General features: G+C 66.0%; 29 protein-coding genes. 13 read left to right on the top strand and 16 right to left on the bottom strand.

What is annotated here, in order from left to right; translation table 11 throughout:
* The first annotated feature begins 262 nt into the window (after positions 1–262).
* A complete protein-coding gene (locus AB3X94_RS15150; RefSeq protein ID WP_176108903.1) occupies positions 263–979 on the top strand; it encodes a DUF2968 domain-containing protein in 717 nt (238 codons plus the stop codon).
* Positions 980–1206: 227 nt separating this feature from the next.
* On the opposite strand, the gene AB3X94_RS15145 is transcribed toward AB3X94_RS15150, so the two are convergent.
* Positions 1207–1398: a hypothetical protein gene (locus tag AB3X94_RS15145; protein ID WP_176108902.1), complete on the bottom strand. Its 192-nt coding sequence runs from the start codon at positions 1396–1398 to the stop codon at positions 1207–1209.
* 215 nt (positions 1399–1613) lie between these two features.
* Here AB3X94_RS15145 and AB3X94_RS15140 point away from each other — a divergent pair, with 215 nt between their 5' ends.
* Positions 1614–1841, top strand: coding sequence for a hypothetical protein (locus AB3X94_RS15140; RefSeq protein ID WP_368611969.1), 228 nt, complete (start codon positions 1614–1616; stop codon positions 1839–1841).
* Positions 1842–1871: 30 nt separating this feature from the next.
* Here the strand turns inward: AB3X94_RS15140 and hfq are convergent, their stop codons facing one another.
* Entirely contained in the window at positions 1872–2345 is a 474-nt protein-coding gene (gene hfq / locus AB3X94_RS15135; RefSeq protein ID WP_176108900.1) for an RNA chaperone Hfq, read from the bottom strand.
* A gap of 466 nt (positions 2346–2811) precedes the next feature.
* Between hfq and AB3X94_RS15130 the strand changes: the two genes are divergently transcribed.
* The 5 genes from AB3X94_RS15130 (at position 2812) to AB3X94_RS15110 (ending at position 6616) form a co-directional block, all read left to right on the top strand.
* On the top strand, positions 2812–2949 hold the full coding sequence (locus AB3X94_RS15130) for a hypothetical protein (protein ID WP_368611968.1): 138 nt from the start codon (positions 2812–2814) through the stop codon (positions 2947–2949).
* Positions 2950–2975: 26 nt separating this feature from the next.
* A complete protein-coding gene (locus AB3X94_RS15125) occupies positions 2976–3536 on the top strand; it encodes a sigma-70 family RNA polymerase sigma factor (protein ID WP_176108898.1) in 561 nt (186 codons plus the stop codon).
* Positions 3536–4444 (top strand): anti-sigma factor, encoded by a 909-nt coding sequence (locus AB3X94_RS15120; RefSeq protein WP_176108897.1) that lies wholly within the window; start codon positions 3536–3538, stop codon positions 4442–4444. Before AB3X94_RS15125 ends, AB3X94_RS15120 begins: the two co-directional genes overlap by 1 nt.
* A 99-nt stretch (positions 4445–4543) precedes the next feature.
* Positions 4544–6121: an FAD-binding protein gene (locus AB3X94_RS15115; RefSeq protein ID WP_368611967.1), complete on the top strand. Its 1578-nt coding sequence runs from the start codon at positions 4544–4546 to the stop codon at positions 6119–6121.
* Positions 6122–6184: 63 nt separating this feature from the next.
* On the top strand, positions 6185–6616 hold the full coding sequence (locus tag AB3X94_RS15110) for a hypothetical protein (protein WP_368611966.1): 432 nt from the start codon (positions 6185–6187) through the stop codon (positions 6614–6616).
* 7 nt (positions 6617–6623) lie between these two features.
* Here the strand turns inward: AB3X94_RS15110 and AB3X94_RS15105 are convergent, their stop codons facing one another.
* The 9 genes from AB3X94_RS15105 to AB3X94_RS15065 all read right to left on the bottom strand — a co-directional run bounded on the left by AB3X94_RS15105 (position 6624) and on the right by AB3X94_RS15065 (position 19574).
* The gene (locus tag AB3X94_RS15105) at positions 6624–7589 is read right to left on the bottom strand and encodes a DUF1571 domain-containing protein (RefSeq protein WP_368611965.1); all 966 of its coding nucleotides are present in this window, start codon (positions 7587–7589) and stop codon (positions 6624–6626) included.
* Between the two features lie 97 nt (positions 7590–7686).
* Positions 7687–9489, bottom strand: coding sequence for an AMP-binding protein (locus AB3X94_RS15100; RefSeq protein ID WP_368611964.1), 1803 nt, complete (start codon positions 9487–9489; stop codon positions 7687–7689).
* A gap of 35 nt (positions 9490–9524) precedes the next feature.
* Positions 9525–10826: an acetyl-CoA C-acetyltransferase gene (locus tag AB3X94_RS15095; RefSeq protein ID WP_368611963.1), complete on the bottom strand. Its 1302-nt coding sequence runs from the start codon at positions 10824–10826 to the stop codon at positions 9525–9527.
* Between the two features lie 76 nt (positions 10827–10902).
* Complete coding sequence (locus AB3X94_RS15090) at positions 10903–11838, bottom strand: MaoC/PaaZ C-terminal domain-containing protein (RefSeq protein WP_368611962.1); 936 nt, start codon at positions 11836–11838, stop codon at positions 10903–10905.
* A gap of 14 nt (positions 11839–11852) precedes the next feature.
* Positions 11853–13274 carry a 3-oxoacyl-ACP reductase gene (locus tag AB3X94_RS15085; RefSeq protein ID WP_176108890.1) on the bottom strand — a complete coding sequence of 474 codons (1422 nt, stop codon included), beginning with the start codon at positions 13272–13274 and terminating at the stop codon, positions 11853–11855.
* 146 nt (positions 13275–13420) lie between these two features.
* On the bottom strand, positions 13421–15919 hold the full coding sequence (locus tag AB3X94_RS15080) for an acyl-CoA dehydrogenase (protein ID WP_368611961.1): 2499 nt from the start codon (positions 15917–15919) through the stop codon (positions 13421–13423).
* Positions 15920–16044: 125 nt separating this feature from the next.
* Entirely contained in the window at positions 16045–16836 is a 792-nt protein-coding gene (locus AB3X94_RS15075) for a TetR/AcrR family transcriptional regulator (RefSeq protein ID WP_368611960.1), read from the bottom strand.
* A gap of 278 nt (positions 16837–17114) precedes the next feature.
* Entirely contained in the window at positions 17115–18368 is a 1254-nt protein-coding gene (locus AB3X94_RS15070) for an MFS transporter (RefSeq protein WP_176108887.1), read from the bottom strand.
* 303 nt (positions 18369–18671) lie between these two features.
* Positions 18672–19574, bottom strand: a complete 903-nt coding sequence (locus AB3X94_RS15065; protein ID WP_368611959.1) for a YihY/virulence factor BrkB family protein — start codon at positions 19572–19574, stop codon at positions 18672–18674.
* Positions 19575–19752: 178 nt separating this feature from the next.
* Between AB3X94_RS15065 and AB3X94_RS15060 the strand changes: the two genes are divergently transcribed.
* Complete coding sequence (locus AB3X94_RS15060) at positions 19753–21162, top strand: 3-deoxy-D-arabino-heptulosonate 7-phosphate synthase (protein ID WP_368611958.1); 1410 nt, start codon at positions 19753–19755, stop codon at positions 21160–21162.
* Between the two features lie 67 nt (positions 21163–21229).
* Positions 21230–21475: a hypothetical protein gene (locus tag AB3X94_RS15055; RefSeq protein ID WP_176108884.1), complete on the top strand. Its 246-nt coding sequence runs from the start codon at positions 21230–21232 to the stop codon at positions 21473–21475.
* Positions 21476–21509: 34 nt separating this feature from the next.
* Here AB3X94_RS15055 and AB3X94_RS15050 read toward each other — a convergent pair whose 3' ends face one another.
* Both AB3X94_RS15050 and AB3X94_RS15045 read right to left on the bottom strand, forming a co-directional pair.
* The gene (locus tag AB3X94_RS15050; RefSeq protein ID WP_176108883.1) at positions 21510–21923 is read right to left on the bottom strand and encodes a hypothetical protein; all 414 of its coding nucleotides are present in this window, start codon (positions 21921–21923) and stop codon (positions 21510–21512) included.
* Positions 21924–21950: 27 nt separating this feature from the next.
* Positions 21951–22361, bottom strand: coding sequence for a DUF6566 family protein (locus tag AB3X94_RS15045; RefSeq protein WP_368611957.1), 411 nt, complete (start codon positions 22359–22361; stop codon positions 21951–21953).
* 227 nt (positions 22362–22588) lie between these two features.
* Here AB3X94_RS15045 and AB3X94_RS15040 point away from each other — a divergent pair, with 227 nt between their 5' ends.
* Together AB3X94_RS15040 and AB3X94_RS15035 are read left to right on the top strand one after the other, a co-directional pair.
* Positions 22589–22963 carry a phage holin family protein gene (locus AB3X94_RS15040; RefSeq protein ID WP_176108881.1) on the top strand — a complete coding sequence of 125 codons (375 nt, stop codon included), beginning with the start codon at positions 22589–22591 and terminating at the stop codon, positions 22961–22963.
* Positions 22960–23262 carry a hypothetical protein gene (locus AB3X94_RS15035; RefSeq protein ID WP_368611956.1) on the top strand — a complete coding sequence of 101 codons (303 nt, stop codon included), beginning with the start codon at positions 22960–22962 and terminating at the stop codon, positions 23260–23262. The genes AB3X94_RS15040 and AB3X94_RS15035 overlap by 4 nt, the downstream gene beginning before the upstream one ends.
* 4 nt (positions 23263–23266) lie before the next feature.
* Here AB3X94_RS15035 and AB3X94_RS15030 read toward each other — a convergent pair whose 3' ends face one another.
* Entirely contained in the window at positions 23267–24256 is a 990-nt protein-coding gene (locus AB3X94_RS15030; protein WP_368611955.1) for an aliphatic sulfonate ABC transporter substrate-binding protein, read from the bottom strand.
* 262 nt (positions 24257–24518) lie between these two features.
* Between AB3X94_RS15030 and AB3X94_RS15025 the strand changes: the two genes are divergently transcribed.
* On the top strand, positions 24519–24884 hold the full coding sequence (locus AB3X94_RS15025; RefSeq protein ID WP_368611954.1) for a response regulator: 366 nt from the start codon (positions 24519–24521) through the stop codon (positions 24882–24884).
* 70 nt (positions 24885–24954) lie between these two features.
* The gene (locus AB3X94_RS15020; RefSeq protein WP_176108878.1) at positions 24955–25143 is read left to right on the top strand and encodes a hypothetical protein; all 189 of its coding nucleotides are present in this window, start codon (positions 24955–24957) and stop codon (positions 25141–25143) included.
* Between the two features lie 200 nt (positions 25144–25343).
* Here the strand turns inward: AB3X94_RS15020 and AB3X94_RS15015 are convergent, their stop codons facing one another.
* Positions 25344–25646, bottom strand: coding sequence for a DUF4148 domain-containing protein (locus AB3X94_RS15015; RefSeq protein WP_176108877.1), 303 nt, complete (start codon positions 25644–25646; stop codon positions 25344–25346).
* A gap of 163 nt (positions 25647–25809) precedes the next feature.
* Positions 25810–26574 (bottom strand): SDR family oxidoreductase, encoded by a 765-nt coding sequence (locus tag AB3X94_RS15010; protein ID WP_368611953.1) that lies wholly within the window; start codon positions 26572–26574, stop codon positions 25810–25812.
* Positions 26575–26635: the final 61 nt, after the last annotated feature.

The following is a 26635-nucleotide window of genomic DNA, read 5'->3' as shown; positions in this document are numbered from 1 at the left end:
CGAAAGTGCATGCGCCGTTTGATAGAGGAGCTTCTAATCGGCACGCGGTACTTCGGAGGTGTGTCATTCAGCTATCGCAAAAGCCTCCCGTTGATGCGCATCAACGACCGCTTTCGCGACGAAAAGATCGAGGCTGTAGTACCGCGCCGCCAAGGGAGCAAACGCGCAACTGCCATATTTTCGACGAAGAGCCCGGAACTCGCAAAATTGAGTAATAATTCCCCGTTTTCTACTAAAACAAGATCTGTTCAACAGGTGTCACATGGACCGAAAGTCAAAGCTACGAAAGATTGCTCTGGCCGCATGCATCGTAATGGGGGCCCTCCAGGGCGCGAATGCACAGGCTCTGCAGAACAGTGATGCGAGCGGTACGATCGTGTCCCAGCCGGGTCCCACGAGCGCGCCGACCGACACGTCGCAGGGCGGCCAGACAGAGACCACTGCGCTGACGCCGGATGAAAGCCGGCAATCCGCCACCGGGAACGTGGCTGAATTGCAGCAGATGATCCACGGCTCGGATCTGAGCGAATTGCGCACCACGTATAACGGCAGCTATGGCGCGAGCCTGCTGTTCTACGGCAAGGAGATGACCTACTACGTCGCGCTGTTCCAACAGAAAAACTTCTGGCGCGTGATCAAGACGCAGGACGCCGGGCGCGCCGAGCTGATCTACAAGGATTTCGCGCGGCAGACGATGCAGTTGTCGGACGTTGAGATCCGCCGTACGCAACTCGAAGCGCAGAAGGCGTTCACGCAGCGCCTGGTCGCGTTGTCGCAGGAACGCGCGAGCCGGCTACAGGCCGACCTCGACGTCGCGCGTCAGCAGCAGAGCATCGTCGCGAGCCAGCAGGAGCAGAAGCGCGCCGAGGCGACCGAACTGGCGCAGCAGAAGGCGGCCGCGCAGGATCAGTTGCGCGTCGCGCAGCGTCAGGTCCGCAACCTGCAGCGTCAGCTCGAGAGCGGCTTGCCGCTGCATTGAGCACGACGATGTGAGCTTCGGTGGAGGGGCGGGACGACGCGCAATTCGATGCGCCGTCCGGCCCGTCCCCAGACGTTACCGTCGTTAAGTCTGATGGGTGCTTTCCGCACCTGCCAACCCGCGCCTCGCACCCTGGCCGCCGGGCTTTTCGGCATTTCCACTCGACATTGTTCGCAAGCCACGATGACTCGCTGCCGCGCCGTCGTGCGACCCAAGACGGCGCGACTTCAATGCCGCTTGCGCGTCTCCGCCTGAGTCTTGCGCATCCGCTCGCGAAACGGCTCCGTCACATCGACGGCGATCGGATCGCTGGCGGGAAAGCTTTCCATCAGCGCTTCATCGAGCCGCGTGTCGGCGGACGTCGGCGGTGTCCGGCGCGTGCGCGCAGGCCGGGAGGCATGCTGGCTTTTGCTGGTCATGGCGCGCTCCATCGGTAGAGGATCAATGATTCAGCATAGCGCATTGCGGCTATCGACGAACGTCGGCCGAATCGCGCAGGCGCGTCGTTCGAAACCGGCCCGCATCGATTCGTTCTCCGAGTGTCCCGGCCGCGCTTGAGCCGCGCTTCAGCCGCGCTTGAGCCGCGCGTTAGCGGCAAGCGACACCTCCATCGATCCATCAGACAGCGAACCACATGAACGGGAAAAAACCGGCGGCTACGCGACGAGTGCTCGCAGCCCACGTCGCGGACGCCGAACTGGAACATCTGGATTGGGCGACGCGGCAACCGGCGCTGCACCTGTTCGACGCCGGCTACTGGCGGCGCCGCGTGCTGGCGGTCAAGGGGAGTTTCGAGCTGACCGAGCGGCAGCTGACCCAACTGGAGAAAATTCTGCAGCGCCTCGGTCTGTCAGCGGACTAGCGAGGCGCGGGCGTTACCGCTTCTTCGTATTTATTCCTGATTGCCGCCGGGGCTGCCGCTGCCGTGGTTGCCGCCATGATTGCCGCCTTCGCCGCCGGTGCCGAATAGACGCCGCCTCCGCGTGACAACGACCGGGCCCTCGGAGTTGCCGCTGCGCTCGCCCGGCGCGCGTTCCGCCGCCGGCGCGCCATACGGTTCACGCCCCTCGCGCGGCTCGCGATGTTCGCGCGAACCATGCGGACCGCGCGCGCCATGTTCGCCATGCGACGTTCGGCCCGTGCGCGGCGCCGGCCGCGTGCCGGTATCGAGCTGGATCGTGGAGATCGCGCGCTTGTAGATGCCTTGCAGGCCAACCGGCGTGCGCAGCATCACCAGGTACTGATCGAACGACTCGATGCATCCGGTCAGGCGGATGCCGTTGACCAGATAAATCTCGACGCGCTTTCGTTCCTTGCGCGCGGCGTTCATGAAGTCGTTTTGCGGATGCGATTCTGCGGAAGCCATGGACAATTCAGGTTAGATAGACGGTGGTTCGCCGCGATTCTACCCTTTCTGTTCCAGGCGGGGCAGTACGCGTCGACAGGGCGAACTTCGTCCACTATAACGGCTTGTGAGCCCATAAGCATCCGATACCGCGAGACTGTAACGTTGCGTTACGAATCTGCTGGTCAATGGCGTCTTCTTCCGGTCTCTCCAGGCATTGCCGGCAAGGTTGGCGGAAAAGGAAGAACATAGGGGTGTGCTGCACGAGCACCTGCGGCGGCGTCGAAGCGCCCGAAAAAACCTAAAAATTCCGGAGAAAGCAGCGCAACCGCAGCGCAGCGACACGGCGCCACGACCGCGGTGGGAATAAACCGCGCGGTCGCAGCGTTAAGTCCAGTATGGCAGCACCGCACTGCGCGGCCTGCCGCCCACCGCCCGCCGCGCCCGTCGGTCGATCGTGCGCAGGGCATCCGTGAGGAGATTCAACATGATGAAAGCATCCCGTATTCTGTCAGCGCTCTTCGTCCTGCTCGCGCTCGCGTGCGGCTCCCATGCTCACGCGGCCGACACCGACAACGCCGCGTCGAGCTCGAGCGGCAACAGCAACAGCAGCGGCGGCTACTAAAGCCGCGACCGGGCCTGGCACACCGGGTGACATTCGAATCGGAAGTGATCGCGTGGCTGCCCCAGCTGCGCCGCTATGCGCGCGCACTGACGGGCGACCGCGCCTGGGCCGACGATCTCGTTCAGGATACGGCGGAGCGCGCGCTTGCGCGCTGGTCGGCATTCCGGCCGAACAGCAACCTGCGCGCGTGGTTGCTGACGATCCTGCGGCATCTGTACATAGACCAACTGCGCGGGCGGCGCGAGATCGCCGTCGACGAGGAAAGCGCGCCGTGGCGCAATCTCGAGGCGCCGCACGGCGAGGTCGACGGTCTGGTACTGCGCGACGTGCAGCGCGCGCTGTACTGCCTGCCACTCGAGCAGCGTGAAGTGCTGCTGCTGGTGTGCGTGGAGGAGTTGTCGTACCAGGAGGCATCGAGTGCGTTGGGGGTGCCGATCGGTACAGTGATGTCGCGGCTGTCGCGGGCGCGCGAGCATATGCGCGCGTTGCTGTGCGAGGAGCCACCGGGGCCAATGCACGGACCGCAGCCCCGTGCGCCGCGGACGGCGCACAAAGTAGCGCCGCTGAAAGTGGTGAGAAACCGATAATGAACAACGATAACCCCGAATCCGGATTGCCCGACGAGCCCGATCTGCGCTCGCTGTCGGCCTATGTCGACGGCGAATTGACGGATGAGCAGCGCGCCGCGGTCGAAACTCAGCTTCGCCAGCATCCGCAGGCCGCCGCGCGCGTCGCGGCGTGGCGCGCGCAGAAGGCGGCGCTGCGGGCGCTGTGCGGCGTGCCGGGCAGCGATGCATGGCAAGCGCAAGCGGGGCACGGGGCCGACTTTGAGCAGCAAGCCGCTGAATCGGGCGAGCGACGCTACACAGGCAGCCAGCGCGCGGAGGCGGAGGAGCCGGCTTTTATCGTGGTGCGGCGTGCGCGGCCGTGGTGGCAGCGCGCGGGTCTCGCCGCCTGCTGGCTCGCGGCCGGCGCCGGGCTCGCGCTGGTGCTCGGCCCGCTCGCGCCGCGGCTGAGCGGCGGCGCGTGGAGCGGCTTCGGCGGCCAGCCGGCCGGTTTTGCGCAGCGCGCGGATGTCGCGTACGCGGTGTACTCGCCGGAGCGGCGTCATCCGGTCGAAGTCGCGGCGAGCGAAGAGGAGCATCTGATCGCGTGGCTGTCGAAGCGGCTGAATCGTCCGCTGTCGGTGCCGTCGCTGCAGGAGTATGGTTATTCGCTGGTGGGCGGCCGGCTGCTGCCCGGCGAGGCCGGGCCGGCCGCGCAGTTCATGTACGAGAACCAGGACGGCGCGCGCCTGACGCTGTACGTGACCGGCGTCACGCGCGACGAAACCGAGTTCCGCCTGTTTCGCGACGGCAACCGCCGAACCTTCTACTGGATCAGCGACCGCATGGGCTACGCGCTGTCCGGCGCGATCGCGGAAGGCAAGCTACGCGAGATCGCGATCGACGTGTGCAGCGAGCTAGGTGGCAAGCCTGAGACGTGGCAGCAGTAGCGGGCGGTAGCGTGTCGTAAAGGCCGTCGGCGGTCACGCACGCATTGCTGCCCCACGCGAGACCGCACCCTCGGCTTACCCGACCGACAAGGAGACGCCTTGCCCCAGACGCTGCCGCCCAACCTGAGCGCCGCGCAGTTCGACCGTGCGCTTGCCGGCTGGCGCGCGATCGTCGGGGACGCGCACGTGCTGAGTTCCGACGCCGGCCTCGCCGTCTATATCGATCCGTTCGCGCCCGGCGAGCCGGGTGCGTTCGCCGCGAGCGCCGCGGTGCTGCCCGCGTCGGTCGATGAAATCCGCGCGGTGCTGCGCATCGCCAATCAGTACCGGATTCCACTGTGGACGGTGTCGACCGGGCGCAACTTCGCGTACGGCGGCGCCGCGCCGCGTCTGACCGGCTCGGTGGTGCTCGACTTGCAGCGCATGAACCGCATTCTCGAAGTCAACGAAACGCTCGCCTATGCGCTCGTCGAGCCCGGCGTCAGCTATTTTGATCTATACGCGCATCTGCGCGACAAGGGCTACAAGCTGTGGGTCGATCCACCGGCCGCCGGCTGGGGCAGCGTGGTCGGCAATACGCTCGAGCGCGGCTTCGGCTATACCGACTACGGCGACCACGCGGCCGCGCAATGCGGGATGGAGGTGATGCTCGCCAACGGCGACCTGCTGCGCACCGGCATGGGCGGCGTCGAGATCGGCACTGCGTGGCAGCTGTATCAGCCGGGCTACGGGCCGTCGTTCGATGCGCTGTTCATGCAGTCGAACTACGGCATCGTGACCAAGCTCGGCGTGTGGCTGATGCCCGCACCGCCCGCGTATCTGCTCGGCGAAATCCAGTTTCGCCGCGAGGCCGATCTGGAGGCGATCGTCGAGACTCTGCGGCCGTTGCGGCTCGACGGCACGATCCGCAATCACGCGGTGATCGAGGGCGGCTTGCGGCGCGCGGCGGGCCTGTCGCCACGCCGGCAGTGGTACGTCGGCGCGGGCGCGATGCCCGAGAGCGCGGTGCAGGCGATGCTCGACAAACTCGGCGTCGGCCGCTGGAACCTTCATTTCGCGCTATACGGCACGCCCGAGCTGATCGACGCGCGCTACGCGCTGATCGAACGCGCGTTCGCGCGGGTGCCGGATGCGCGGCTCGCGGCGGCGCGTTATGCGGGCGACGCGCAGCCGAGCGGCGGCGGCGACCGCAACATGGCCGGCATCCCCGCGATGACCGCGTTTCGCATGCTCGACTGGCGTGGCGGCGCGGGTGCGCACGTCGACTTCGCGCCGATCTGTCCGGCGACCGGACGCGACGCGATGCGTCAGTACACGATGGTGAAAGCACGCGCCGCCGAATACGGCTTCGACTACTACGGCGGCTTCACGGCAGGTACGCGGCATCTGCATCACATTTTCGCGGCGATTTTCGACCGCAACGACGCGAACCAGGTGGAGCAGGGCGGCGAACTGCTGCGCTCGCTGATGAGCGACGCGCGCGCGGCCGGCTACGGCGAATACCGCGCGCATCTCGCGTATATGGATTTCGCGGCCGCGCAATACAGCTTCAACGACGGTGCGTCGCTGCGCTTCGCGGAAACGCTGAAGGATGCGCTCGACCCGAACGGCATTCTCGCGCCGGGCAAGCAGGGCATCTGGCCGGCGGCGTGGCGCGACCGGCGAGGCTATACGTGAACTAGCGCGCGAACAGGCGCATGAACAACGCGTGAACAACGAGTGAATGGAACGTACACGCCAATGGATCGACGCACTTTCATGCTCACCGGTGCATGGCTCGCGACGGCAGCGGGCGGCGCATGGCCGTGGCTCGCGCGAGCCGCCGCGTGCGCCGACGATGCGCGCGCGTTCGCGATCGTCGACTCGACGCTCGAATGCGGCGCGTCGTTCGCGCGCTATGCCGCGCACCTGCGGTTGCCGACCTTCGAAACCGGCGACGATGGCGGCGCGCTGTGGTTCACCACCCTCGCACCCCTGCTAGACGACGGCCGGCCCCCGCACGCGATGCCCGCGCTGATCGGCTTCACTCGCGCGTCCGACTACTTCGTGCTGCAACACCTCGCGCTGCGCACCGGACGCTTCGTCGAGCATCGTCACGAAGCGCGCGAGGGGCTGCTTGCGCAACCCGCCCACGTGGCCTTCGCGCTGACGCCGCGCAGCGGGCACGGCTAGAACCCGGCTAGAACTTATAGTCCTTGTTGCTCGGATCGAAGGTCGAATCGTCGAACGTCTTCGGCGTGATGCTCTCGAACACGATCTGCTCGAAAATCTTGCCGTCGTTGTCGTAAGACTCGATGGTGCGAAAGAACGGATGCCGCAAATCGAGCCCGAGCGTTTCCTTTTTCGCGTAGAACTGCGGCTGGCCGACCGGTGTTTCGAACGTGAACGCGACGACGCGCACGTCGTCGATGGTCTTCACTTCGATCTGCACCGAACGCGGCAAGCCGGTCTGGCTGTATTTTTTCCCTTCATTCAGGTATTGGTCGGCCACGTACTCGGTGCCGAGATCGCGCACGCTGTGATTCGATTGCGAGCGTGCGAGCGCGCCGGTCAGCGACGTCCACAACGGCATCACGTTCATGATGCCGCCGAGGTGGCCGAACGTTTCGTCGCTGCGTTTCGACTCGTCGTAGATGATTTCCTGGCCCGCGTGCGCGCCGTCGGGCAACCACTTCGCGTAGATGCGCAGCGGGTCGTGCGCGACGCGCACGAGCATGTGATCGGGCTTGTCGGGCCAGATGCCGCGAATGCGTTCGGAGCGCGACATCGTGAACTCGTACGACGGGTAGCCGTTCGGCCCTTCCTTGATATAGCGCGGCAGCGTCAGCGGATCGAGCGATTTGAACAGCGCGACCAGTTGCGCGTCGTCGAGTTTTTCGAGCGTGCCGCTTTGCTGCGCGGCGCGCAGCCATTTGACCTGCTGGTCGAGCGTCAGCTTGCCGACCTGCGCGGGCGGCGTGGTGGGCGGCTTGACGGCGCTCGCGGTGTCGAGCGGGGGCGGACGGTCGTCGTTCTGCGCGAACGCCATCGGTCCCGAAAGCAGGGCGAGCATGACGAGCAGCGCACCCGGCAGCATGCGGGGTCCCAAGCGGGGTCGCAAGCGGGGTCGCAGACGATGCGAACGGGCGGACATGCGGTGCTTCATGAATTTCTCCAGAAAGTGACGCGGCCGCTCATGCAACATGCAAGGCAATAACGCAAAGCAACAAAGCCATAACGCATTGAAGCAATGCTTATTCCCGTCAGGCAGACCCCTGTTTCGCGAGTTCCTCGTCGCGCAACGCACGGCGCAGAATTTTCCCGACATTGGTTTGCGGCAGCTCGTCGCGAAACTCCACGAGCTTCGGCACCTTGTAGCCAGTCAGATTCTTACGGCAGTACGCGATCACCTGCTCGGCGGTCAGTGTCGGCGTGCGCCGCACGATGAACACCTTCACGCGCTCGCCCTGCGCGGGATCGGGCACGCCGATCGCCGCCACTTCGCGCACGTCCGGATGCGCGGCGATCACATCCTCGATTTCGTTCGGATACACGTTGAAGCCCGACACGAGGATCATGTCCTTCTTGCGATCGATCAGACGGATAAAGCCGCGCGAGTCCATTACGCCGATGTCGCCGGTTGCGAGCCAGCCGTCGTCGTCGATCACCTTCGCGGTTTCGTCGGGGCGGTTCCAGTAGCCCTTCATCACCTGCGGGCCCTTCACGCACAGCTCGCCCGCCTCGCCGATATTGGCCCAGCTGCCGTCGTCTTTCCTGAAGCGCACCTGCGTGGACGGCGCGGGCAAGCCGATCGAGCCTTCGAAGTCGCGCAAATCGACCGGATTCATCGACACGATCGGCGAGCACTCGGTCAGCCCGTAGCCTTCGACGATCGGCTTGCCCGTCACCGCCTTGAAGCGCTCCGCGACGCTCTTCTGCGTCGCCATGCCGCCCGCCATCGCGAGCTTCAGGTCCGAGAAGTCGCGTCGGCAGAATTCCTCGTTGTCGAGGAACGCGTTATAGAGCGTGTTGACCGCGGTCATGCCGGTGAATTTTTCGTGACGCAGGATCATCATCACGCGCTTCATGTCGCGCGGATTCGCGATCAGGATGTTGCGCCCGCCGAGCCCCATGAAGATCAGCGCGTTCACGGTCAGCGAGTAGATGTGATAGAGCGGCAGCGGCGTGAGCACCGTTTCTCCTTCGCCGGACAGTTGCCCCGCGGCCCACGCCTTCGCCTGCAACAGATTGGCGATGATGTTCCGGTGCGTGAGCATCGCGCCTTTCGCGACGCCGGTCGTGCCGCCCGTGTATTGCAGGAACGCGATGTCTTCGTGGCCCGCGCGCACCGGCGTGTGCGGCCGCGCGTAACCGATCGAAAGCGCTTTCAGCAGCGGCACCGCCTGCGGCAGCGTGTAGGCGGGCACCATCTTTTTCACGTGACGCAGCATGAAATTGAGCAGGTGGCCCTTCAGATTCACGCCGTCGGCGAGCAGATCGCCGAGGCCGGTCACGATCACGTTGCGCACCCTGGTGCCGGGCAAGGCGTCTTCGAGCGTCTTCGCGAAGTTTTCGAACACGACGATCGTCTGCGCGCCGCTGTCCTTTAGCTGGTGCGCGAGTTCGCGCACCGTATAGAGCGGATTCACGTTGACGACTACGGCCCCCGCCTTGATCGCGCCGAACAGTGCGACCGGATACTGGAACGTGTTAGGCAGCATGATCGCGACGCGCTCGCCAGGCTCCACGCCGATGCTTTGCAGGTAGGCCGCGAACGCGCTCGCCTTGCGGGCCAGCTCGCCGTACGTCAGGCTCGCGCCGACGCTGACGTACGCGACGCGCTCGCGGAACTGCGCGGTGCATTCGTCGAAGAACTGATCGAGCGATTCGTATTGCGTGACGTCGATGTCGCGCGGCACGTCGTCCGGGTAGGACGCATACCAGATGCCGTCGGTGTTCGGCGCGGGGTTTGGCGCCGGGCTTGGCGCCGGATTTGGCACCGGGCTTGGCACCTGTGTGCCGCCTGGATCCGGCACGTGCTGCGGCGCCTGGGTGGGCTCGATCATCGGTTGCTCCTGAGATGTTGGTATCCGCTGCCGCGCTAGCGTTCCAGAATCGCGACGACCCCCTGGCCGCCCGCCGCGCAGATCGAGATCAGCCCGCGTGCGCCGCCAGCCGGTTTGTCGAGTTGCGCCAGCATCTTCGCGAGCGCGGCGACGATACGTCCGCCCGTCGCCGCAAACGGATGGCCGGTCGCGAGCGAACCGCCGTTCACGTTGAGCTTGGTGCGATCGATCGACCCGAGCGGGCCGGCGAGGCCAAGCTGCGTGCGGCAATATTCGTCATCCTGCCATGCCGCGAGCGTGCACAACACCTGGGCCGCGAACGCTTCATGGATTTCATAGAAATCGAAGTCCTGCAACGCGAGGCCGGCGCGCGCGAGCATGCGCGGCACCGCGTAGGCGGGCGCCATCAACAGGCCTTCCTGCTTGTCGAAAAAGTCGACCGCCGCGGTTTCCGACCAGCTCAGATACGCGAGCACCGGCAAGCCGCGCTCGGCCGCCCATGCTTCGCTCGCGAGCAGTACCGCGGATGCGCCGTCGGTCAGCGGCGTCGAGTTGCCGGCGGTCAGCGTGCCGGCGTCGCGGTCGAACACCGGCTTCAGGTTCGACAGCTTTTCGAGCGACAGGTCGGCGCGCAGGTTGTTGTCGCGCGCGAGGCCTTTGTACGGCGTCATCAGATCGTTGACGAAGCCGCGCGCGTACGCATCGGCGAGCTTGCGATGGCTCTCGTACGCGAGCACGTCCTGCGCCTCGCGCGAGATGTTCCAGCGCTTGGCCATCAGCTCGCAATGCTCGCCCATCGACAGCCCCGTGCGCGGCTCGACGTTGCGCGGCAACAGCGGCTTGAAGAACATGCCGGGCCGCAGCCTGCTGAGCGCGGCAACACGTTGCCCGGTGCTCTTGCCGCGATTCGCTTCTAGCAGGATCTTGCGCATCCGCTCGTTGACGCCGATCGGCGCATCGGACGCGGTATCGACGCCGCCCGCGATGCCCGCGTCGATCTGCCCGAGCGCGATCTTATTGGCGACGAGGAGCGCCGCTTCGAGGCCGGTGCCGCAGGCCTGCTGCACGTCGTAGGCGGGGGTTTCCTTCGCGAGCGTGGTGGACAGCACGGACTCGCGCGTCAGATTGAAGTCGCGCGAATGCTTGATCACCGCGCCCGCCGCGACTTCGCCGAGACGCACGCCGTGCAGGTCGTAGCGATCGACCAGCCCTTGCAGCGTGAAGGTCAGCATGTCCTGATTCGATGCGCTCGCGTACGCGGTGTTCGAGCGCGCAAACGGAATCCGGTTGCCCCCGATGACGGCGACGCGGCGCACGGCGGGTTGCGGGTGGGACATGCTCGGCTCCTTGGGTCGTACCCAGATTATTGGTGGAAGCAAACGATGCAAACGCTACGAACGGCGCGCTCGCGGCTCACAGCAGCCGCCACTGCATGCGCGCGCGCAAATGCGGCTTGACCCCGGCGATATCGCGCACCTCGAGATCGCGCTCGATCAGCGAAGGCGAGGCGCTCCACAGCGACGCTTCGCCGGGCAGCAGCATCGGCAGCTTGAACTCGGCGGCGAGCGTCGCTTCGGCGAGCGGCTTCGGCGGCTGCAGCGACGACGCGGCGCGCGCAAGCGTCCACATGCCATGCGCGATCGCGCGTGGAAAGCCGAACGCCTTCGCCGACAACGCGCTGAGGTGGATCGGGTTGTAGTCGCCGGACACGCTCGCGTAGTCGCGGCCCAGTTGCGGCGCGAGCTGCCAGCGCGCGATCCGTTGCAGCGCGTCGGGGCCGAGCGTCAGCGCTTCGAGCGGGTGGCCGAGCGCCGGCACCGCGCGCTTCAGATAGATGCTGTCGCCGTCCCACACCGCCTCGCCGCGTCGATAGATGCGCGTATGCACGACGAACGCCTGGCCCTTGTCGTGACGCAACAGCGCGCCGAATTCGACCTCGATGCGCAATAGATCCTTGTAGGCGAGCGGCCGGCGCAGCCGCACGTGATTGGCCAGATGCACGAGACCGAGCGCGGGCCACGGAAACGCGGGGTCGGTCAGCATCAGCAGATGCAGCGGAAACGCGAGCAGATGCGGGTAGGTGAGCGGCACGCCGTGCTCGGGAATGAAGCCGCACACGCGCGCATAGCGCCACGCGGGGCCGGGCTCGAGCACGACCGCGGGGCGCACGAGCCGCAACGGCGGCAGCCGCGTGTCGCGACCGCGCTTGACGATGCCGGTCAGCGCGCGCCCGTACAGCTTCGCCGGCGCGGGCAGCGTTTCGACCACGACGGTTTTCGGCCGCGCGCCGTCGCCGCCCGGCGCGGGTGCGAGCTGACGGCTGCCGAACGGATCACGCGGTTCGTCCATAGCCATGCTCCCGTTCAGGCGCCAATCAGGCTTTGACCGCACACGCGCACGACCTGGCCCGTCACGCCGGCCGAGCCCGGATGCGCGAGCCACGCGATGGTTTGCGCGACGTCGACGGGCTGGCCGCCCTGGCTCATCGAGTTCATGCGGCGGCCGGCCTCGCGGAGCGCGAGCGGAATCTTCGCGGTCATCTGCGTTTCGATGAAGCCGGGCGCGACCGCGTTGATCGTGATGCCGCGCGCGCGCAGTTGCGGCGCCATGCTCTCTACGCGGCCGATCACGCCGGCCTTCGAGGTCGCATAGTTGGTCTGGCCGGCATTGCCCGCGATGCCGCTGATCGACGACACCGCGACGATGCGCCCGCCATCACGCAGGATGCCGCCCGCGAGCAGCGCGTCGTCGATGCGCTCCTGCGCGCTCAGATTGATGTCGATCACGCTTTGCCACGCGGCGTCGGTCATCCTCGCGATGGTCTTGTCCTTCGTGATGCCGGCGTTGTGCACGACGATGTCGACGCCGAGCTCATCGAGCGCCGCTGCGATCTGCGCGGGTGCTTCGGGCGCGGCGATGTCGAACGAGAGCGCGCTGCCGTTCAGCTGACGCGTCGTCGCATCGAGCGCGTCGCGCGCGGACGGAATGTCGACGCCGATCACATGCGCGCCCTCGGCCGCAAGCACGCTCGCGATAGCAGCGCCGATGCCGCGCGCGGCGCCCGTGACGAGCGCACGCTTCCCGGCGAGCGGCTGGCGCCAGTCGAACGCGGGTGCGTGGGGCGGCGGCGCTTCGTTGCGGCTGCCCGCGATCCGCACCACCTGACCCGACACATAGGCCGAGCGCGGCGACAGGAAGAAACGCAGCGTCGCGTCGATGGCGCTTTCCGAGCCGTCCTCGACGTACACGAGATTCGCGGTGATGCCGCGACGCGCTTCCTTGCCGAGCGAACGCACGAGCCCTTCGAGCGCGCGCTGGGCGGTCCACTGACGCGGGCTCGTGCAGGCCTCGGGCGGCCGCCCCAGCACGACGATGCGCCCGCACTTGCCGAGCGAGCGCAGCGTGTCGTGGAAAAAGCCGTGCAGCGGTTGGAACTGGCTGCTGTCGTCGATACCGCTCGCGTCGAACAGCAGCGCGGCGAGCTTGCCCGGCGCACCGGCTTCGGCCGGCTCGAAGCGGCCGGTCATCAGGCCGTGGCGAGTGGCGAGCGGCACCCACAGCCCGGCGCTCTCGTGCGCGACGCTCGTCATGCCGATGCTGGCAATCAGACTCGCGAGCGCGTCGAACAGGCGCGGCTCGCGGCCCGCGCCGATCGCGATCAGACCGTCGAACTCGGGCCGGTCCGCGCGGTAGCGCCGCAGCACCTCGGGCTTCGGCAGGCCGAGCGAGCGCGCGAGACGGCCGCCGAACGGCGAGTTGACGAACTTCAGGTAGGAGTCGTTCATGTTATCGGTTGCTCCACTGGACGCGCTTCGGGCAGCCCCATCGATGTTTCAGGGGCGCCGGACGTGTGTCAGTGTGCCTTGAGTTGCGTGACTCGGGTACGGTTTGCCGCGCCGCATCGGTAGTTTTTTCTGCGTGAGCGCGCGCGTCAGGCCGCGAGATCCAGCGCCTTTTCGAGCGCCTGCTTGCGCTGTTGCAAGCTCGCGAGCAGGTCGAAATCGGCCGGGAAATCGTCGACCTTGACGACCTGCGCGCCGTAGCGCGCGTAGTCGTCGAGCACGCGCCGCTCGTCGGCGTCGATCAGGCCCTGGCGTTGCGCCGCATCGGTCCATGCGGCGAGCTGCGGCAGGCTTTGCGGCAGCGGATCGAGCAGGCCCTGTTTGACCGCGTCGCGCAGCTTGTGCTCGATTAGCGTGAACTGCGGATTCAGCGCGAACACGAGCTCGCCGTAGCCGAGCGCGTCGACGTCGGGATGCGGCACGTAAGAATCGGCGACGAGCCGCTCGCGCGCGGCGCCGGGCGTCTGCATCAGTTCGGCGATCTCGCTGCCGAGGCGGTCCGACGGCTCGCGATGCGGCAGGCCGAACGGGAACGCAAGCACGCGCACGAGCGTCGCGGCGAGCCGGTTCGGATAGTTCGCGAGCACGCCGTCGAGCGCATGCTGCGCCTTGTACAGCGCATCTTCGACGCCCCAGCGCACGAGCGGCAGGTCGTCCCGCTGACGCCCGTCGTCCTCGAAACGCTTCAGCGTGGCCGAGATCAGGAACAGTTGCGACAGCACGTCGCCGAGGCGTCCCGAGATGCGTTCACGGCGCTTCAGATCGCCGCCCAGCATCAGCATCGACACGTCGGCGAGCAGCGCGAATACGGTCGACAGGCGCGTCGCCGCGCGGTAGTACGCCTGCAGCGGCGCATACGCGCGGCGTGGCTTCGCGATCAGCACGCCGCCGGTCAGCCCATACACGGCGCTGCGTAGCACGGTCGATACCGTGAAGTTCACGTGACCGAAGAAGGCCGCGTCGAATTCGCGCAAGGCCTTCGCGCGATCGGGCTCGCGCGTCGCCGTCATTTCCTTCAGCACGTACGGGTGGCAGCGGATCGCGCCCTGGCCGAAGATGATCAGGCAGCGCGTCAGAATGTTCGCGCCTTCGACGGTGACCGAGATCGGCATCTGCTGATACGCGCGCGCCAGAAAATTCGACGGCCCCATGCAAATACCCTTGCCGGCGACGACGTCCATGCCGTCGTTGATGACGCTGCGCGCGCGCTCGGTGATGTGATATTTGGCGATCGCCGAAATGACCGACGGCTTTTCGCCGAGATCGACCGCCAGCGCGGACAGGCGGCGTGCGGCGTCCATCACGTACAGGTTGCCGCCCATGCGGCCGAGCGCTTCCTGCACGCCCTCGAACTTGCCGACGGCGGCGCGGAACTGGCGGCGAATCGCCGCGTACGCGCCGGTGCTGCGGACCGCGACCTTCGCCATCCCGACATTCGACGACGGCAGCGAGATCGCGCGGCCTGCCGCCAGACACTCCATCAGCATGCGCCAGCCGTTGCCGACCTGCGCGCGTCCGCCGATCACCCAGTCGAGCGGAATGAACACGTCCTTGCCCGAGTTCGGGCCGTTCTGGAACACCGCGTTCAACGGCCAGTGACGGCGGCCGATATTCACGCCAGGGTGGTTGGTCGGAATCAGCGCGCAGGTGATGCCGGGTTCGTCGTTCGCGCCGAGCAGATGGTCGGGATCGAGCGCGCGGAACGCGAGGCCGAGCACGGTCGCGATCGGCCCGAGCGTGATGTAGCGCTTGTCCCACGTGACGCGAAAGCCGAGCGTCTCGCGACCCTCGTGCATGCCGTTGCAGACGATGCCGACATCGGGAATCGCAGCGGCGTCGGAACCGGCATACGGGCTCGTCAGCGCGAAGCAGGGGATTTCCTCGCCGCGCGCGAGACGCGGCAGATAGTGGTTCTTCTGCGCGTCGGTGCCGTAGCGCATCAGCAGCTCGGCGGGGCCGAGCGAGTTCGGCACCATCACCGAGACGGCGGCGGCCGTGCAGCGCGTCGCGAGCTTCATGATCACCTGCGAATGCGCGTACGCGGAGAACTGTTTGCCGCCGTACTGCTTCGGAATGATCATGCCGAGAAAGCCGTGCTGCTTGATGAACTGCCACGTTTGCGGCGACAGGTCCTGCCAGACCATCGTGGTTTCCCAGTCGTTCGCGAGGTCGCACAGCTGCTCGCATTCGACGTCGAGAAACGCCTGTTCTTCGGCGCTGAGCGTGGCAGGGCCGTAGCCGAGCAGCGTGTCCCAGTGCGGGCGGCCCGAGAACAGCTCGGCGTCCCACCACACCGTGCCGGCTTCGATCGCGTCGCGCTCGGTCGGCGACATCTCAGGCAGGATCTTGCGGAACGTGTCGAGCACCGGTTTCGCGAGCCATGCGCGGCGCAGCGGCTTGATCGTCAGCACGAGGGCGGGGAGCACGAACACGATCGCGAGCAGGGTCGTCAGTAGCGGGCCAGCCGCGCCGCTCAGGTACGCGGCCGCGACCCAGACGATCAGCGCCGCGAGCCACCACGAGGCGCGCGCCTGAACGTAGACGAGAGCGAATGCGGCGACGACGAGCGCCAGGATGAACCACGGCATGATGCTTCCTCCTCTGTCGATGCTGCGGGCGAGTGCGTCCCACGGGCGCGGACCGCTCGCGCTCTGCTGATTTCCTCGCTGCCTTTTCTGTGGTGATGCAATCGCCGGGCCACCTGTGAGCCGCGCTACGCGTCACATGCCGCGGCGCACGCAGCCGCCTCGCCGCCGGTGTCTCGGTGCGCGCTAGCTAACGTGCCGAGCGCGCCGTGGTCGTCGGTCGCATCGCCGAGCACCGCCGCGAATGCGGCCAGTTGCGTGGCGTCCGGCAGCGGCGCCTTCAGCGTGGCGACGATCAGCGACGCGAGGCGTGCGATCAGCTGCAGATCGTTCATCGGCTTGCCTTGCGAGAACTCGCCAATCAGGCTGTCGGTATCGGTGCCGGCGAGCACGCCCGACAGCGCGCCGATCGCGAAGTGCAGCCGCCAGCCGAGCTCCTCGCGCGGCAGATGCGGCAGCGCGCGCTGGAACGCGTCGAAGAAGCGCATCGCCACCGACTCGTAATGCGCGTTCAGAAAGTCGCGGATGAACGACGACGGATCGGTGTACGCACGCCCGAGCAGGCGCAGGAACGCTTTGCCGCCGACACGCGGATCGCGCGACAGACGCAGAGCCGGAATGAACATCGCGCCGAGCACGTGCTCGCAGCTCAGGCGCGCGCCGAGCATCGCGTCGAAGCGGTCGATGAGCTTTACGCGCTCCTCGTTCAGCGGATCGAGCCGGCGCGACAGCATCGAATGAATCAGCGATTCCTTGTGGCCGAAGTGATAGTTGACCGCCGCGAGATTGACTTCGGCGCGCGAAGTGATCTGGCGCAGCGATAGCGCCTCATAACCGCATTCGATGAACAGCGTCTCCGCGGCGTCGAGAATGCGTGACTTCGTATCGCCGGCATGCCGGCCCGTGGTGCGAACTGCCATGTTGCGTCTCCCAGTTGCCGGCGCCGCCGGCTCGCAAACACGCGATTCAAATTGATATTTGAAACAATCGTTTTTTGCAGGATAAAAAGGGAGGGACGGTGCGAGCAAGCAGCGGGCTCGACTAACTCCTCTAGAAGATCTGACGAAAGCGGTGCTTGCGAAGCGCGGCTCGTGATACCGCGTCGGAAATGGAAAGGCCGTTCCGGGCGAATCGGCACGGCCTCGTATTGCGTTGCGATTTGATGGGCGCCAGGCGTTCATTCGAACGCCCGAAGCGGTTATATGCGCTGTCCTCCGACCGCGCCGCCCGTCGATCCCGCGCCGACGATCTCGCGCGCGGACTGCGTCATGTCGATGCCGCGGCGTTCGCGGCTGAACGGAATCAGCGCGCAAATCACGATCGCGACGATGCCGATTACGACCGCCATCACGAGCGCGTAGTTGTTGTCGTGCATCTCGGCGATCTTCGATTGCATCGGACCGTTGACCGACGCGATCAGATTGCCCAGCTGGTACACGAGACCGGGGAAGGTCGCGCGGATTTCATCGGGCGAGATTTCGTTCAGGTGCACCGGAATCACGCCCCACGCGCCTTGCACCGAGATCTGCATCAGGAATGCGCCGAGCGCGAGCAGAAACGGCGTGGTCGAGAACGCCCATACCGGCAGCACCGGCAGCGCGATCAGCGCGGCGATGAAGATCGCGCGCTTGCGGCCGATCTTCTCCGATGCCCAGCCGAAGAACAGGCCCCCGCAGATCGCGCCGATGTTCAGGACGATCGTGATCCACGACACCGTGTGCGGATCGAACTTGAGCTGGACGCGCAGGAAAGTCGGATACAGATCCTGCGAGCCGTGCGAGAAGAAGTTGAACGCGGTCATCAGGATGATCGCGTAGATCGACAGGCCGATGTTCTGCTTGAGCGTCGCGACGAGGCCCGGACGTACCTTCTTTTCGAGCGTCTGGAACGCGGGCGACTCCGGCACGTGCGCGCGAATGTACAGCACGAGCAGCGCCGGCAGCACGCCGACGAAGAACATGCCGCGCCAGCCGATGTATTGATAGAACACGCCGAACACGATCGACGCGAGCAGATAGCCGCTCGGATAACCGGCCTGCAGCAGACCCGAGACGATGCCGCGCGATTTCGGCGGCACGGTTTCCATGGTCAGCGCGCCGCCGACACCCCATTCGCCGCCCATCGCGATACCGAACAGCGCGCGCAGCACGAGCAGCGTCATCAGGTTGGGCGACAGACCGGACAGCAGTTCGAGCAACGAGAAGCACCCGATGTTGACCATCAGCGTCGGACGGCGGCCGTATTTGTCGGCGAGCCAGCCGAAAATCAATGCGCCGAGCGGGCGCATCATCAGGGTCAGCATGATCGCAACCGCGACCGACGGAATGTCCGTATTGAATTCCTGTGCGATATCTTTCAATACGAACACCATCAGAAAGAAATCGAATGCGTCGAGCGTCCAGCCTAGATAGGCGGCGATCGTGACGTTTCTCTGTTCCCGAGTCCAGCTCATTGATTGTCCTCCTGAGTATTCACAAATCCGCGTTTGATCGCGGCCGGAACCGCAGCCCTTGCGCCTTATGGCAAGCGCTTCCCGGCGAGTGTACGCCGAGCATTAAGCGTTTGCATGGTTGAGGCCGTTTTCTCCGTGTTAATGCGCACAGCAATATTCGTGCTGAATTCGTCATGCATTACTAATGTCGGGCAAATGTAATTGTCGGTTTATTGGCGGCGTTTTTGTAATATTTATCTGGATTTTTCGCGAGCCAATTTTTTATAGAGTGTATGGGAATGCCGTTTTGTGCGCGGAACGGTTTCATGCTCGCCGAAGCCCGGGATGAGCGGGCGAGGCCGCATCCCGGCACAGCGACGCGGTGACTTCCGCGCCGAACAGGAACACCGCCGCGCAGAAGTACAGCCACATCATCAGCACCGCGAGCGAGCCGGCCGCGCCGAACACGCCCGCCGTGCCCGCATGCACGAGATAGAAGCTGAACAGATGCCGGCCCGCCGTGAACAGCAGGCTCGCGATGCTGCCGCCCACGAGCGCGGGGCGCAACGGCACCGCCGCGTCGGGCAGCCACTTGATCAGCGCGCCGAGCCCGACGGCCAGAATGACGAAACCGAGTAACGATTGCAGGACGTCGGCAACGATGCCCAGCGCAGAATTGCCGAACAGCGCACCGCCGAGGGTCTGAATCGCCGCATCGACGACGAGCGACACGACCAGCAGAAAGCTGAGCCCGATAAGCAGACCGATCGATACGAGCCGCGCGCGCACCAGCAGCGCCAGCCCGGCAATGCCTTTGCGCGGATGCGCGGCAAACACGATGTCGAGCGCGGTATTCAACGATGAAAACGTGGCCGACGCGCCGACCAGCAGCAGCGCGATCGAGAACGCCGCGGCGACGCCGCTGCCGCCCGCGTAGTGCGCGTGGGCGACGATGTCCTGCATCGCGTGCGCCGCGTCGTTGCCGACCAGCTGCCGCGCCTGCTCGAAAAGCCGCCCCTGCGCGGCATCGCGGCCGAAGATCCAGCCGATGACCGCGAGCACGAGCAGCAGCGTGGGCGCTAGCGAGAACGCCGAATAGAACGCGATGCTGGCGCCGAGCATCGCGCATCGGTCCGACAGAAAGCGGCTGGCGGCGTCGCTCGCGACGTTGATCGTGTGGCGCCAGCGAGCGGGTCTCGCTGCGGTTTTCGGTTGCGGTGCTGACATGCTGTCCTCGGCTTGCGGCAGCGCGCGAACGCTCGCCTCGCGCTGCCGCGACGATAAAGTGTCTCCGTCGAGCGCTGATGCAGCACGACGCGCGCCAGCCGCGAGCGGCCCGTGCCGGTCCGCGCGCCGCACCGAACCTTCAGGTAAAGTTATTTCGCCAACTTATCGACATATCGCTATGTCCGTGACGCCATCGCCTTCGTTGCTCGACGAGATGCTCGACGCTGTCGTGCGCCGCTATCGCCTGCCGGCGCTCGCGGCCGTCTGCGCGCCGACGCCGCAAGCGAGTCCCGCCACCGTGCTCGCGCTCGCGATCGAGCAGGCTCGCGAGGCGAACGCGCGTGGCGAAGCGCCGGATGCGGCGAACCGGCGCTTCTTCGTCGAGGCGCTGGCGCGCATGATCCGCGAGGCGCTGCGCGAGGAAGCCGGCGACCCGGTGTTTCAGGCGATGCTGCTACGGCATCGCAGCGCGGTGGTGCGGGAGTACGCGTCGCTGGCCGCGCACGCGAGCGTCGATCGCCGGCTGATCTACGCGGCCGTCAATGCGATCGCGCATCCGGCCAAACAGCAGCGGCTGCTCCCCGGTCCGCAACGCGACGCGCTGGCGCGTCTGCACGCGCTCGCGGTCGCCGAAGCGTGGCCCGAACTGGCCGAAGCCGTGCAAACTTGCATCGATACGCCGCAAATCGCGCACGACGCGGCGCTGCAACGCGGCCTCGCGCAATTGCTGGAGAGTGCCGCGCTGCAGCGCTTACGGCGCCTTGACGCGCTGACGTCCGACGAGCGCGTGCGCCACTACCAGACGCTGTGGGATCGTCAGGGGCCGCGCCCCGGAAGCTCGACCGCGGTCGAGCGAGGCTTGAGTTCGAAGCAGCGCGGCGCCGCGGTCGAAGCGTTGGCCGCCGATGCACTCGACGCGCTCGCGCAGCGCCTCAATGACGCTCAGGGAGCGGTCGCCACCTACCGCGTCGTGAACTCGATGCGCGTGCCGGCCGCGATACCCGCGAGCCATGAGCGCGCCAAAACCGAATGGGATGTGGTGCTGCTGCGCCAGGCACAGCCCCCGGCCGACGCAGCGGCGTGGGACGTATGCCTGCTCGTCGAAGCGAAGGCATCGGTCGACGCGGCCACCACCGATCTGCCGCGGCTCGTGCGCGGACTGACGCTGCTGGCGCACGCGGAGCCGCACACCGTCTACTCGTTTCGCACGCAGCAGGGGACGGTGCATTTGAGCGGCGCGTCGCTTGCCGCGCTGACGAGCGACGCAACCGGTCTTCGCAGCACCGTGCTCTATTGCTGTGACGCTCCCGTCGAAGCGGCGCCGCGCGTGCTGAGTCCCGCGAGCCGGATGCAGCTGCTGTCGGCCCAGGCCAGCCTCGATTTCGCACGTGCGCTGGCGGACGGACGCGACGCCGACTGCGCGGATCTCGAACCGGTGTGGCATCAGTTGCTCGAATCGCCGAGATGGCGGACGGTGCTCGACCAGTACGCGACGCTGCGCGAAGTTCGGGAATTAATGGTTCATCCTGACGACTTGCGGGCCGCGGTCGGCATCGCGGACGCAAGACGGTTGAGCGCGGCGCGCTAGGCCTCTGATGAAGAGGTGGCGCGCGCATTGCTCGTGGCGATAGATCTACGAGCAAAAAGGAGTGGTGATGGAATCACTGTCGAAGCGACTGTCGGACACGCAGGTGCAGGTTGCCAGCAAGATCTACCAATTTCGCTCGCCGCAGGAGGCGGACCGTTTCGAGCAATGTCTGCGCGGCGGCGATGCGAGCCGCTGCGTCGCGGACGTTCCGCCCGAGACCGCAACCGATGCCTATCCGCCGGGGACTCCCAAAGGTTCGGGCGCGGGCATCACGATCGGGCCGCCGCCAGGCGGGCTCGATAGCGACGATTAACGCGGTTGCGACATGCGCGCGTGCGGCTCACGCGTCAGCGCACCGGCTCCAGCATCACCGTGAGCGTTCCTCGCTCGCTTTGCACCCCTGCCGCGAGATCGATCCGGTGCGGTGTCAGCGCGGCGATCGCTCGCTGCAGCCTTGGGGCGAATGTCGTGGCGAAGCGGGCGAGCGCCGCTTCGCGTGCCGCGCCTTCATCGTTGGCGACGTCGCGCAGCTCGTCGAGCGGCAAGCCGACGAACAGATCGAGCGGGTAGGGCGGCACTCGCGGTTCCATCGCGATGTCCGGACCGGCCGGCACACGAATGCGTAATCCGGGCTGCAAATGCTCGTGCAGTTCGGCGAGAACTTCGTAATCGGCGTCGGCGGGAAGAGCGCTTCTGGCTTCTTCCCGCAGGAACGGCTCGACACCTTCCAGTCGCGCCAGTTCTTCATCGCTCAGTAGCATGTGAGTTTCCTCCGAATCGGGCCGTGCTTATCGCTCGTCGTCGCGGCGCGGCCGCGACGCCGACAGGGTGGCGGCGTGCTCGCCCAGAGTCCGGTCGATCAGATAGCGACCCTGTTCGATGCCGGCGCGCAACGCTTCCTCCTCGGTGAGCCATTCCGGCGTCACGGGCTCCGCGTTGGCCAGATTGGCCGGTATCTCCATCGGTCGACCGTCGCGGGAAATTGACACGTCGGCGATCCAGGCGCCTCGCGAGTTCCGATGCGTGGTCACCGTGATCAGCGCGCCGCGGTGCGCGTCATGCATCGCGTGGTGGGAGCCGCGCTCGTCGCGCGCGGCCGGCATCGCGCGTCCGTCCGCGGTAGCCATATCGGAGCCGGTCTCGCCGATGCCGGAGCCGGCGGTGTGGTCAGTGTGATCGGTTGGGGGGAGCGGGGTCATGCTGTCCTCGGCGAGCGAATTGATCTCCCCTGTTCGAGCAAGCTCTGTGCCGCCAACGCGAACGCGTGAAGGCATCCATCCGGCTACGGGCACGCGGCGTGCGATCGCGTTCAGCGCGGGCCCGGCTCTTGCGCTGCGTTCAACGCGGGTGTCGCTACGCTCTGTCGGCCGAGGAGCGAAGTCTTTGCTTACCGCGGTCGGCGCAAATGAATCGTGAGGAGGACGGAATGTCAATCCATGCGAAGGTCACGAGGTGGCGCAACGTCGGGCGATTCTGCGTCGAGCGCGTCACCGACTATAGCGAACTGTTCGCGCTGGAAATCGAGGAGACGCGAAAGCGCCTGGTACGCGAGTTGAGCGCACTCGTGGCGTTGGCGGTCGCGGGGCTGTTCACGCTGTCCTTCATTTGCATCGCGATCATCGCCACCGCGTGGCAGACGCCTTACTTTCTTGCGGTGGTGTGGGGCGTGGCTGCCGCTTGGCTGCTCGTGTGCATCGTGTCCTTACTGGTCTTGCGGGCGCAAAAACCGGCGCAATCGCTTCACGTGCTCAAGGCCGAGATTCACTCCGATCTCGACGCTCTCAGGGAGTCGCTCAAATGAGTCAGCCACGTCACGCAAACGAGCTTGCCCGGCTCACCATTCTGGAACGCATGGAGGCATCGCGAACCGCCCTGGTAGTGGCGAACCGGACTGCCGCGTTGCCCGCGGCGCGCGCGGCGTCGCGCTTCCCGGTCAGGACGGTGCTCGCGTCGCTCGCCGAGGCGCCGCATGTCGCGTTGCTGCTCGCCTTGGTCGTCGGCGGCATCGTGCTGGGGCCGCGCCGTACGCTGTCGATCGCGGGCCGCTCCGGTGCCGCGGCGTGGATTGCCCGCAATGTGCGGCGCTCCATCGCGCAGTGATCGTTCACGCGCCGACCGACTTCGCCTGTTTCGCCGCGAAGTCCCAGTACAGCGCCTGCTTCGTCTCGACCGGCGCGGGCAGCAGTCCCGCGCGATAGAACGCGTCGGCGATCGTCTGCTGCTCGCTGAAGTTCGGCGGCGCGAGCGCTCGCACCAGATAGCTGCGCCGGGCGTTGGCGCGTTCGATCGTCGGCGCGTCGAGTCCCCACACCGGCGCGAGCGTGTTGGCCGCGTCGAGCGGATTAGCGCGCAACCAGTCGCCGGCCGTCTTCAACTGCTCGAACACGGTCTCGATGATTTGCGGATGCGCGTCGGCGTAGGTGCGCGACGCGAGGTAGTAGCGCTGATAGGACGCAAGGCCCGTGCCGTCGCTCAGTATGCGCACGTCGCCGTCGCGCTCGACCGACGCTACATAGGGATCCCAGGTGATCCAGACATCGACGCTGCCGCGCTCGAACGCGGCGCGGCCATCGGCCGGACTGAGGTAGTTCACGCCGACGTCGGCGGGCTCGAGCCCCGCGCGCGCGAGCGCCGCAAGCAGCAGATAGTGGCTGCCCGCCGCCTTCGTCACCGCAATGCGGCGGCCCTTCAGATCGGCCAGCGTGCGCAGCGTGCCGTCCTTCTTCACGATGATCGCTTGCGCGCCCGGCGATGGCGCTTCCTGCGCGACATAGACGAAGCGCGCATGCGCGGCCTGGGCGAAGATCGGCACGGTGTCGGCGACATCGGCGCTGAAGTCGACGGCATCGACGTTGAGCGCTTCGGTCAGCGGCAGTCCGCTCGCGAACTCATTCCAGGAGATGCGCACGTTGAGCGGCGCGAGCGCTTTTTCCAGCGATCCGCGTGACTTCAGCAACGTGATGAGCGTAGAAGACTTCTGATAGCCGATGCGCAGCGCGACAGGCGCGGTCTGCGAGAAGCCGCGCGGAGCACTGGCGGCCAGCAGTGATGCCACTGCGAAGCGGGTGAATGCGCGCCGTGTTATTTGCGTCATGATGTGGGCGTCCTGTCGAGCGGTGAAAACGGGGAAATCGAGCGATCGTAACAACCCGATGTCATCGCGCTAACCGACGGATTCAGCTATCGATCGCAGTGATCGTCATATGCGGCAAGCCACAACGCTTTTCGCGACTTCGCGATCCGTATAATGCCGTCCAGTTGCCTGCAAGCGTGCTCGCGTCAAGGCTGGCTCGGCTGTCCGGTGCCCATGAATTACGGACAAGGACAGGGGCTTCCGGGCGCTGCGCATCGTTCTGGTGGACGACAACGTCGACGCGTTGCACGTTCTGTGCGTACTGCTCGACCTGGAGGGTTATCGCGTGTCCGCGGTCGACAACGGTCGCGCGGCCATCGACCTGATCACGCGAACGAGGCCGGAGCTTGCCATCGTCGACGTGGCGATGCCCGTGATGGACGGCTTCGAGGTGGCACGCAGAATTCGCGCGAACCCCGAGCTGAACGGCACGATACTCGTCGCGCTGACCGGCTATTCGTCGGACACGGACCGCAGCCAGACGCTTGCCGCGGGCTTCGATCATCATCTGAGCAAGCCGTTGTCGCTGGAAAAGCTGCGGGACGTGCTGGCGGATTCGGCGGAGCGGCTGGTTGGCGGCGCTCGGTGACCCGGCGGAGCCTGCGCAACTCTTCCAGCCTGCTAGACTGGAAATTGCCCTGCAAGCTACGGAGGGAGATATGACGACCGTCTACGTCGTAAAGACCGGCGAGAAGTTCCTCTGCACCGCGGAGGATGGCGACATCGGCATGGCGCCCGAGATCAAGGAGGCCACGTCGTTTCGCTCGTACGAGGAAGCGAATAAAGTCGCGACCGAGAACGCCGATCCCGGATACGAAATCCTGACCGTCGACGTTAATAAACGTTGATATGTGTTAGCTGGTCGCGCCCAGGCGCTCAGCGAAAGAGGATCAGCAATTCATCGGGCGCCATGCAATATGGCGCCCGGTGCGGGTGCGTGCGAAATTCGGCAAATGTTCCAAAAGCAAGCGCGTAAAGCACGACGCTCCATGCCGTCCCAGGCAGGGACGGCATTTTCTGCATCGTCGAGCCGGTCAGACGAGCAAGCTCAAGATCCGCCAAAGAACACCGGCTTCATCCCAGTCGCGCCGGCCGGATGGCCCATCTGCTGCGTACCGCTGGTCGCAGGGCCATAGCCGCTGCTCTGACCTGCGGCAGGGGCGGTGGTGGTCGGCATATAGGTAGGAAAGTCGACGGTATTCGCATTGGCCGGATTGAAGCCGGCTTGTTCGAGTTGCGCGATCTCTGCCTGGACTTGTGCGTGCGTCAGCGTGCTTTCGGTCTGTGCCGCCGATGCAATTGGCAAAGCCATGACAGCGACCGCGCAAACTGTGTGGACTAACGTCTTCATGATGGCCCACCTCCTTGTTAATTACTCCAGCTGACTCGCGCTTCGCTTTTCGCGGTCAGCTGATCAAAGATTAGGTGAGGAACCGTACAGTGTTCGTTTATTTTTTATGGTAACGGGCTCGTCGATCAGCCGACGCTGATCGACGTTCGCGCCCGAACGCAGCTCAGGTACGCGTAATCGAAGCCCCACCGTCGACCAACGAAGCCGTACCCGTCACGAAGGACGAATCGTCGGAAGCGAGGTACAGCGCCGAGCGGGCAATCTCTTCTGGCCTCGCGACCCGCTTGAGCGCATGCAGCCCGGTCACGAACGTCTGCGATTCAGCGGTATCGTTCATGCCGCGATACATCTCCGTGTCGACCGCGCCCGGCAGAATCGCGTTGACGCGCACGCCTTGCGCACCGTATTCGGCCGCGAGCGCTTGCGTCAGTCCGATCAGCCCGGCTTTGCTCGCCGCATAGGCGGCCGTTCCCGGGAAGGCGAACGAGTAGCCGACGAAGGTCGACGTGAAGATGATCGATCCGCCGCCTTGCTTGATCATTTCAGGAATCTGATGCTTGGCGCCGATGAACGCGCTGGTCAGGTTGGTGGCCAGCGTCGCTGTCCAGCCTGCTTCCGACACGCCGGTCGACGGTCCCATCTCACCGAGCGTCCCCGCATTGTTGTACGCGATGTCGAGACGGCCGAAACGGCTGACGGCGAGTGCGACCAGCGCTTTCGCGAATTCTTCGGATTGCACGTCCGCTGCCAGCGGGACAGCCGTACCGCCGTCGCGAGCGATCTCGCTGACCAGCGTGTCGAGTTCGGCTTCGCGGCGTGCGGCCACCACAACCTTCGCGCCTTCCGCGGCGAACAACTTTGCGGCAGCGCGACCAATGCCCGCGCTGGCGCCGGTGACGATAGCGACTTTTCCTGTCAAGCGTTGCATGTTGAATCTCCGGTTTGATCAGCGGCCGATGCCCACTGCGTCGGCTCGTTGAGAAGCACTA

It is taken from the genome of Paraburkholderia sp. BR10923 (assembly GCF_040948765.1).
GTDB classification, from domain to species: Bacteria; Pseudomonadota; Gammaproteobacteria; order Burkholderiales; family Burkholderiaceae; genus Paraburkholderia; species Paraburkholderia youngii.
The sequence above is the reverse complement of the archived record's forward strand: the minus strand, read 5'-3'. Positions and strand labels throughout refer to the sequence as shown.

Excerpts from the sequence above, each read along its gene's own strand:
- AB3X94_RS15150 (WP_176108903.1), top strand. The coding sequence starts at position 263 with ATGGACCGAAAGTCAAAGCTACGAAAGATTGCTCTGGCCGCATGCATC.
- AB3X94_RS15145 (WP_176108902.1), bottom strand. The coding sequence starts at position 1,398 with ATGACCAGCAAAAGCCAGCATGCCTCCCGGCCTGCGCGCACGCGCCGG.
- AB3X94_RS15140 (WP_368611969.1), top strand. The coding sequence starts at position 1,614 with ATGAACGGGAAAAAACCGGCGGCTACGCGACGAGTGCTCGCAGCCCAC.
- hfq (WP_176108900.1), bottom strand. The coding sequence starts at position 2,345 with ATGGCTTCCGCAGAATCGCATCCGCAAAACGACTTCATGAACGCCGCG.
- AB3X94_RS15130 (WP_368611968.1), top strand. The coding sequence starts at position 2,812 with ATGATGAAAGCATCCCGTATTCTGTCAGCGCTCTTCGTCCTGCTCGCG.
- AB3X94_RS15120 (WP_176108897.1), top strand. The coding sequence starts at position 3,536 with ATGAACAACGATAACCCCGAATCCGGATTGCCCGACGAGCCCGATCTG.
- AB3X94_RS15110 (WP_368611966.1), top strand. The coding sequence starts at position 6,185 with ATGGATCGACGCACTTTCATGCTCACCGGTGCATGGCTCGCGACGGCA.
- AB3X94_RS15105 (WP_368611965.1), bottom strand. The coding sequence starts at position 7,589 with ATGAAGCACCGCATGTCCGCCCGTTCGCATCGTCTGCGACCCCGCTTG.
- AB3X94_RS15100 (WP_368611964.1), bottom strand. The coding sequence starts at position 9,489 with ATGATCGAGCCCACCCAGGCGCCGCAGCACGTGCCGGATCCAGGCGGC.
- AB3X94_RS15095 (WP_368611963.1), bottom strand. The coding sequence starts at position 10,826 with ATGTCCCACCCGCAACCCGCCGTGCGCCGCGTCGCCGTCATCGGGGGC.
- AB3X94_RS15090 (WP_368611962.1), bottom strand. The coding sequence starts at position 11,838 with ATGGACGAACCGCGTGATCCGTTCGGCAGCCGTCAGCTCGCACCCGCG.
- AB3X94_RS15085 (WP_176108890.1), bottom strand. The coding sequence starts at position 13,274 with ATGAACGACTCCTACCTGAAGTTCGTCAACTCGCCGTTCGGCGGCCGT.
- AB3X94_RS15080 (WP_368611961.1), bottom strand. The coding sequence starts at position 15,919 with ATGCCGTGGTTCATCCTGGCGCTCGTCGTCGCCGCATTCGCTCTCGTC.
- AB3X94_RS15075 (WP_368611960.1), bottom strand. The coding sequence starts at position 16,836 with ATGGCAGTTCGCACCACGGGCCGGCATGCCGGCGATACGAAGTCACGC.
- AB3X94_RS15070 (WP_176108887.1), bottom strand. The coding sequence starts at position 18,368 with ATGAGCTGGACTCGGGAACAGAGAAACGTCACGATCGCCGCCTATCTA.
- AB3X94_RS15065 (WP_368611959.1), bottom strand. The coding sequence starts at position 19,574 with ATGTCAGCACCGCAACCGAAAACCGCAGCGAGACCCGCTCGCTGGCGC.
- AB3X94_RS15060 (WP_368611958.1), top strand. The coding sequence starts at position 19,753 with ATGTCCGTGACGCCATCGCCTTCGTTGCTCGACGAGATGCTCGACGCT.
- AB3X94_RS15055 (WP_176108884.1), top strand. The coding sequence starts at position 21,230 with ATGGAATCACTGTCGAAGCGACTGTCGGACACGCAGGTGCAGGTTGCC.
- AB3X94_RS15050 (WP_176108883.1), bottom strand. The coding sequence starts at position 21,923 with ATGCTACTGAGCGATGAAGAACTGGCGCGACTGGAAGGTGTCGAGCCG.
- AB3X94_RS15045 (WP_368611957.1), bottom strand. The coding sequence starts at position 22,361 with ATGACCCCGCTCCCCCCAACCGATCACACTGACCACACCGCCGGCTCC.
- AB3X94_RS15040 (WP_176108881.1), top strand. The coding sequence starts at position 22,589 with ATGTCAATCCATGCGAAGGTCACGAGGTGGCGCAACGTCGGGCGATTC.
- AB3X94_RS15035 (WP_368611956.1), top strand. The coding sequence starts at position 22,960 with ATGAGTCAGCCACGTCACGCAAACGAGCTTGCCCGGCTCACCATTCTG.
- AB3X94_RS15030 (WP_368611955.1), bottom strand. The coding sequence starts at position 24,256 with ATGACGCAAATAACACGGCGCGCATTCACCCGCTTCGCAGTGGCATCA.
- AB3X94_RS15020 (WP_176108878.1), top strand. The coding sequence starts at position 24,955 with ATGACGACCGTCTACGTCGTAAAGACCGGCGAGAAGTTCCTCTGCACC.
- AB3X94_RS15015 (WP_176108877.1), bottom strand. The coding sequence starts at position 25,646 with ATGAAGACGTTAGTCCACACAGTTTGCGCGGTCGCTGTCATGGCTTTG.
- AB3X94_RS15010 (WP_368611953.1), bottom strand. The coding sequence starts at position 26,574 with ATGCAACGCTTGACAGGAAAAGTCGCTATCGTCACCGGCGCCAGCGCG.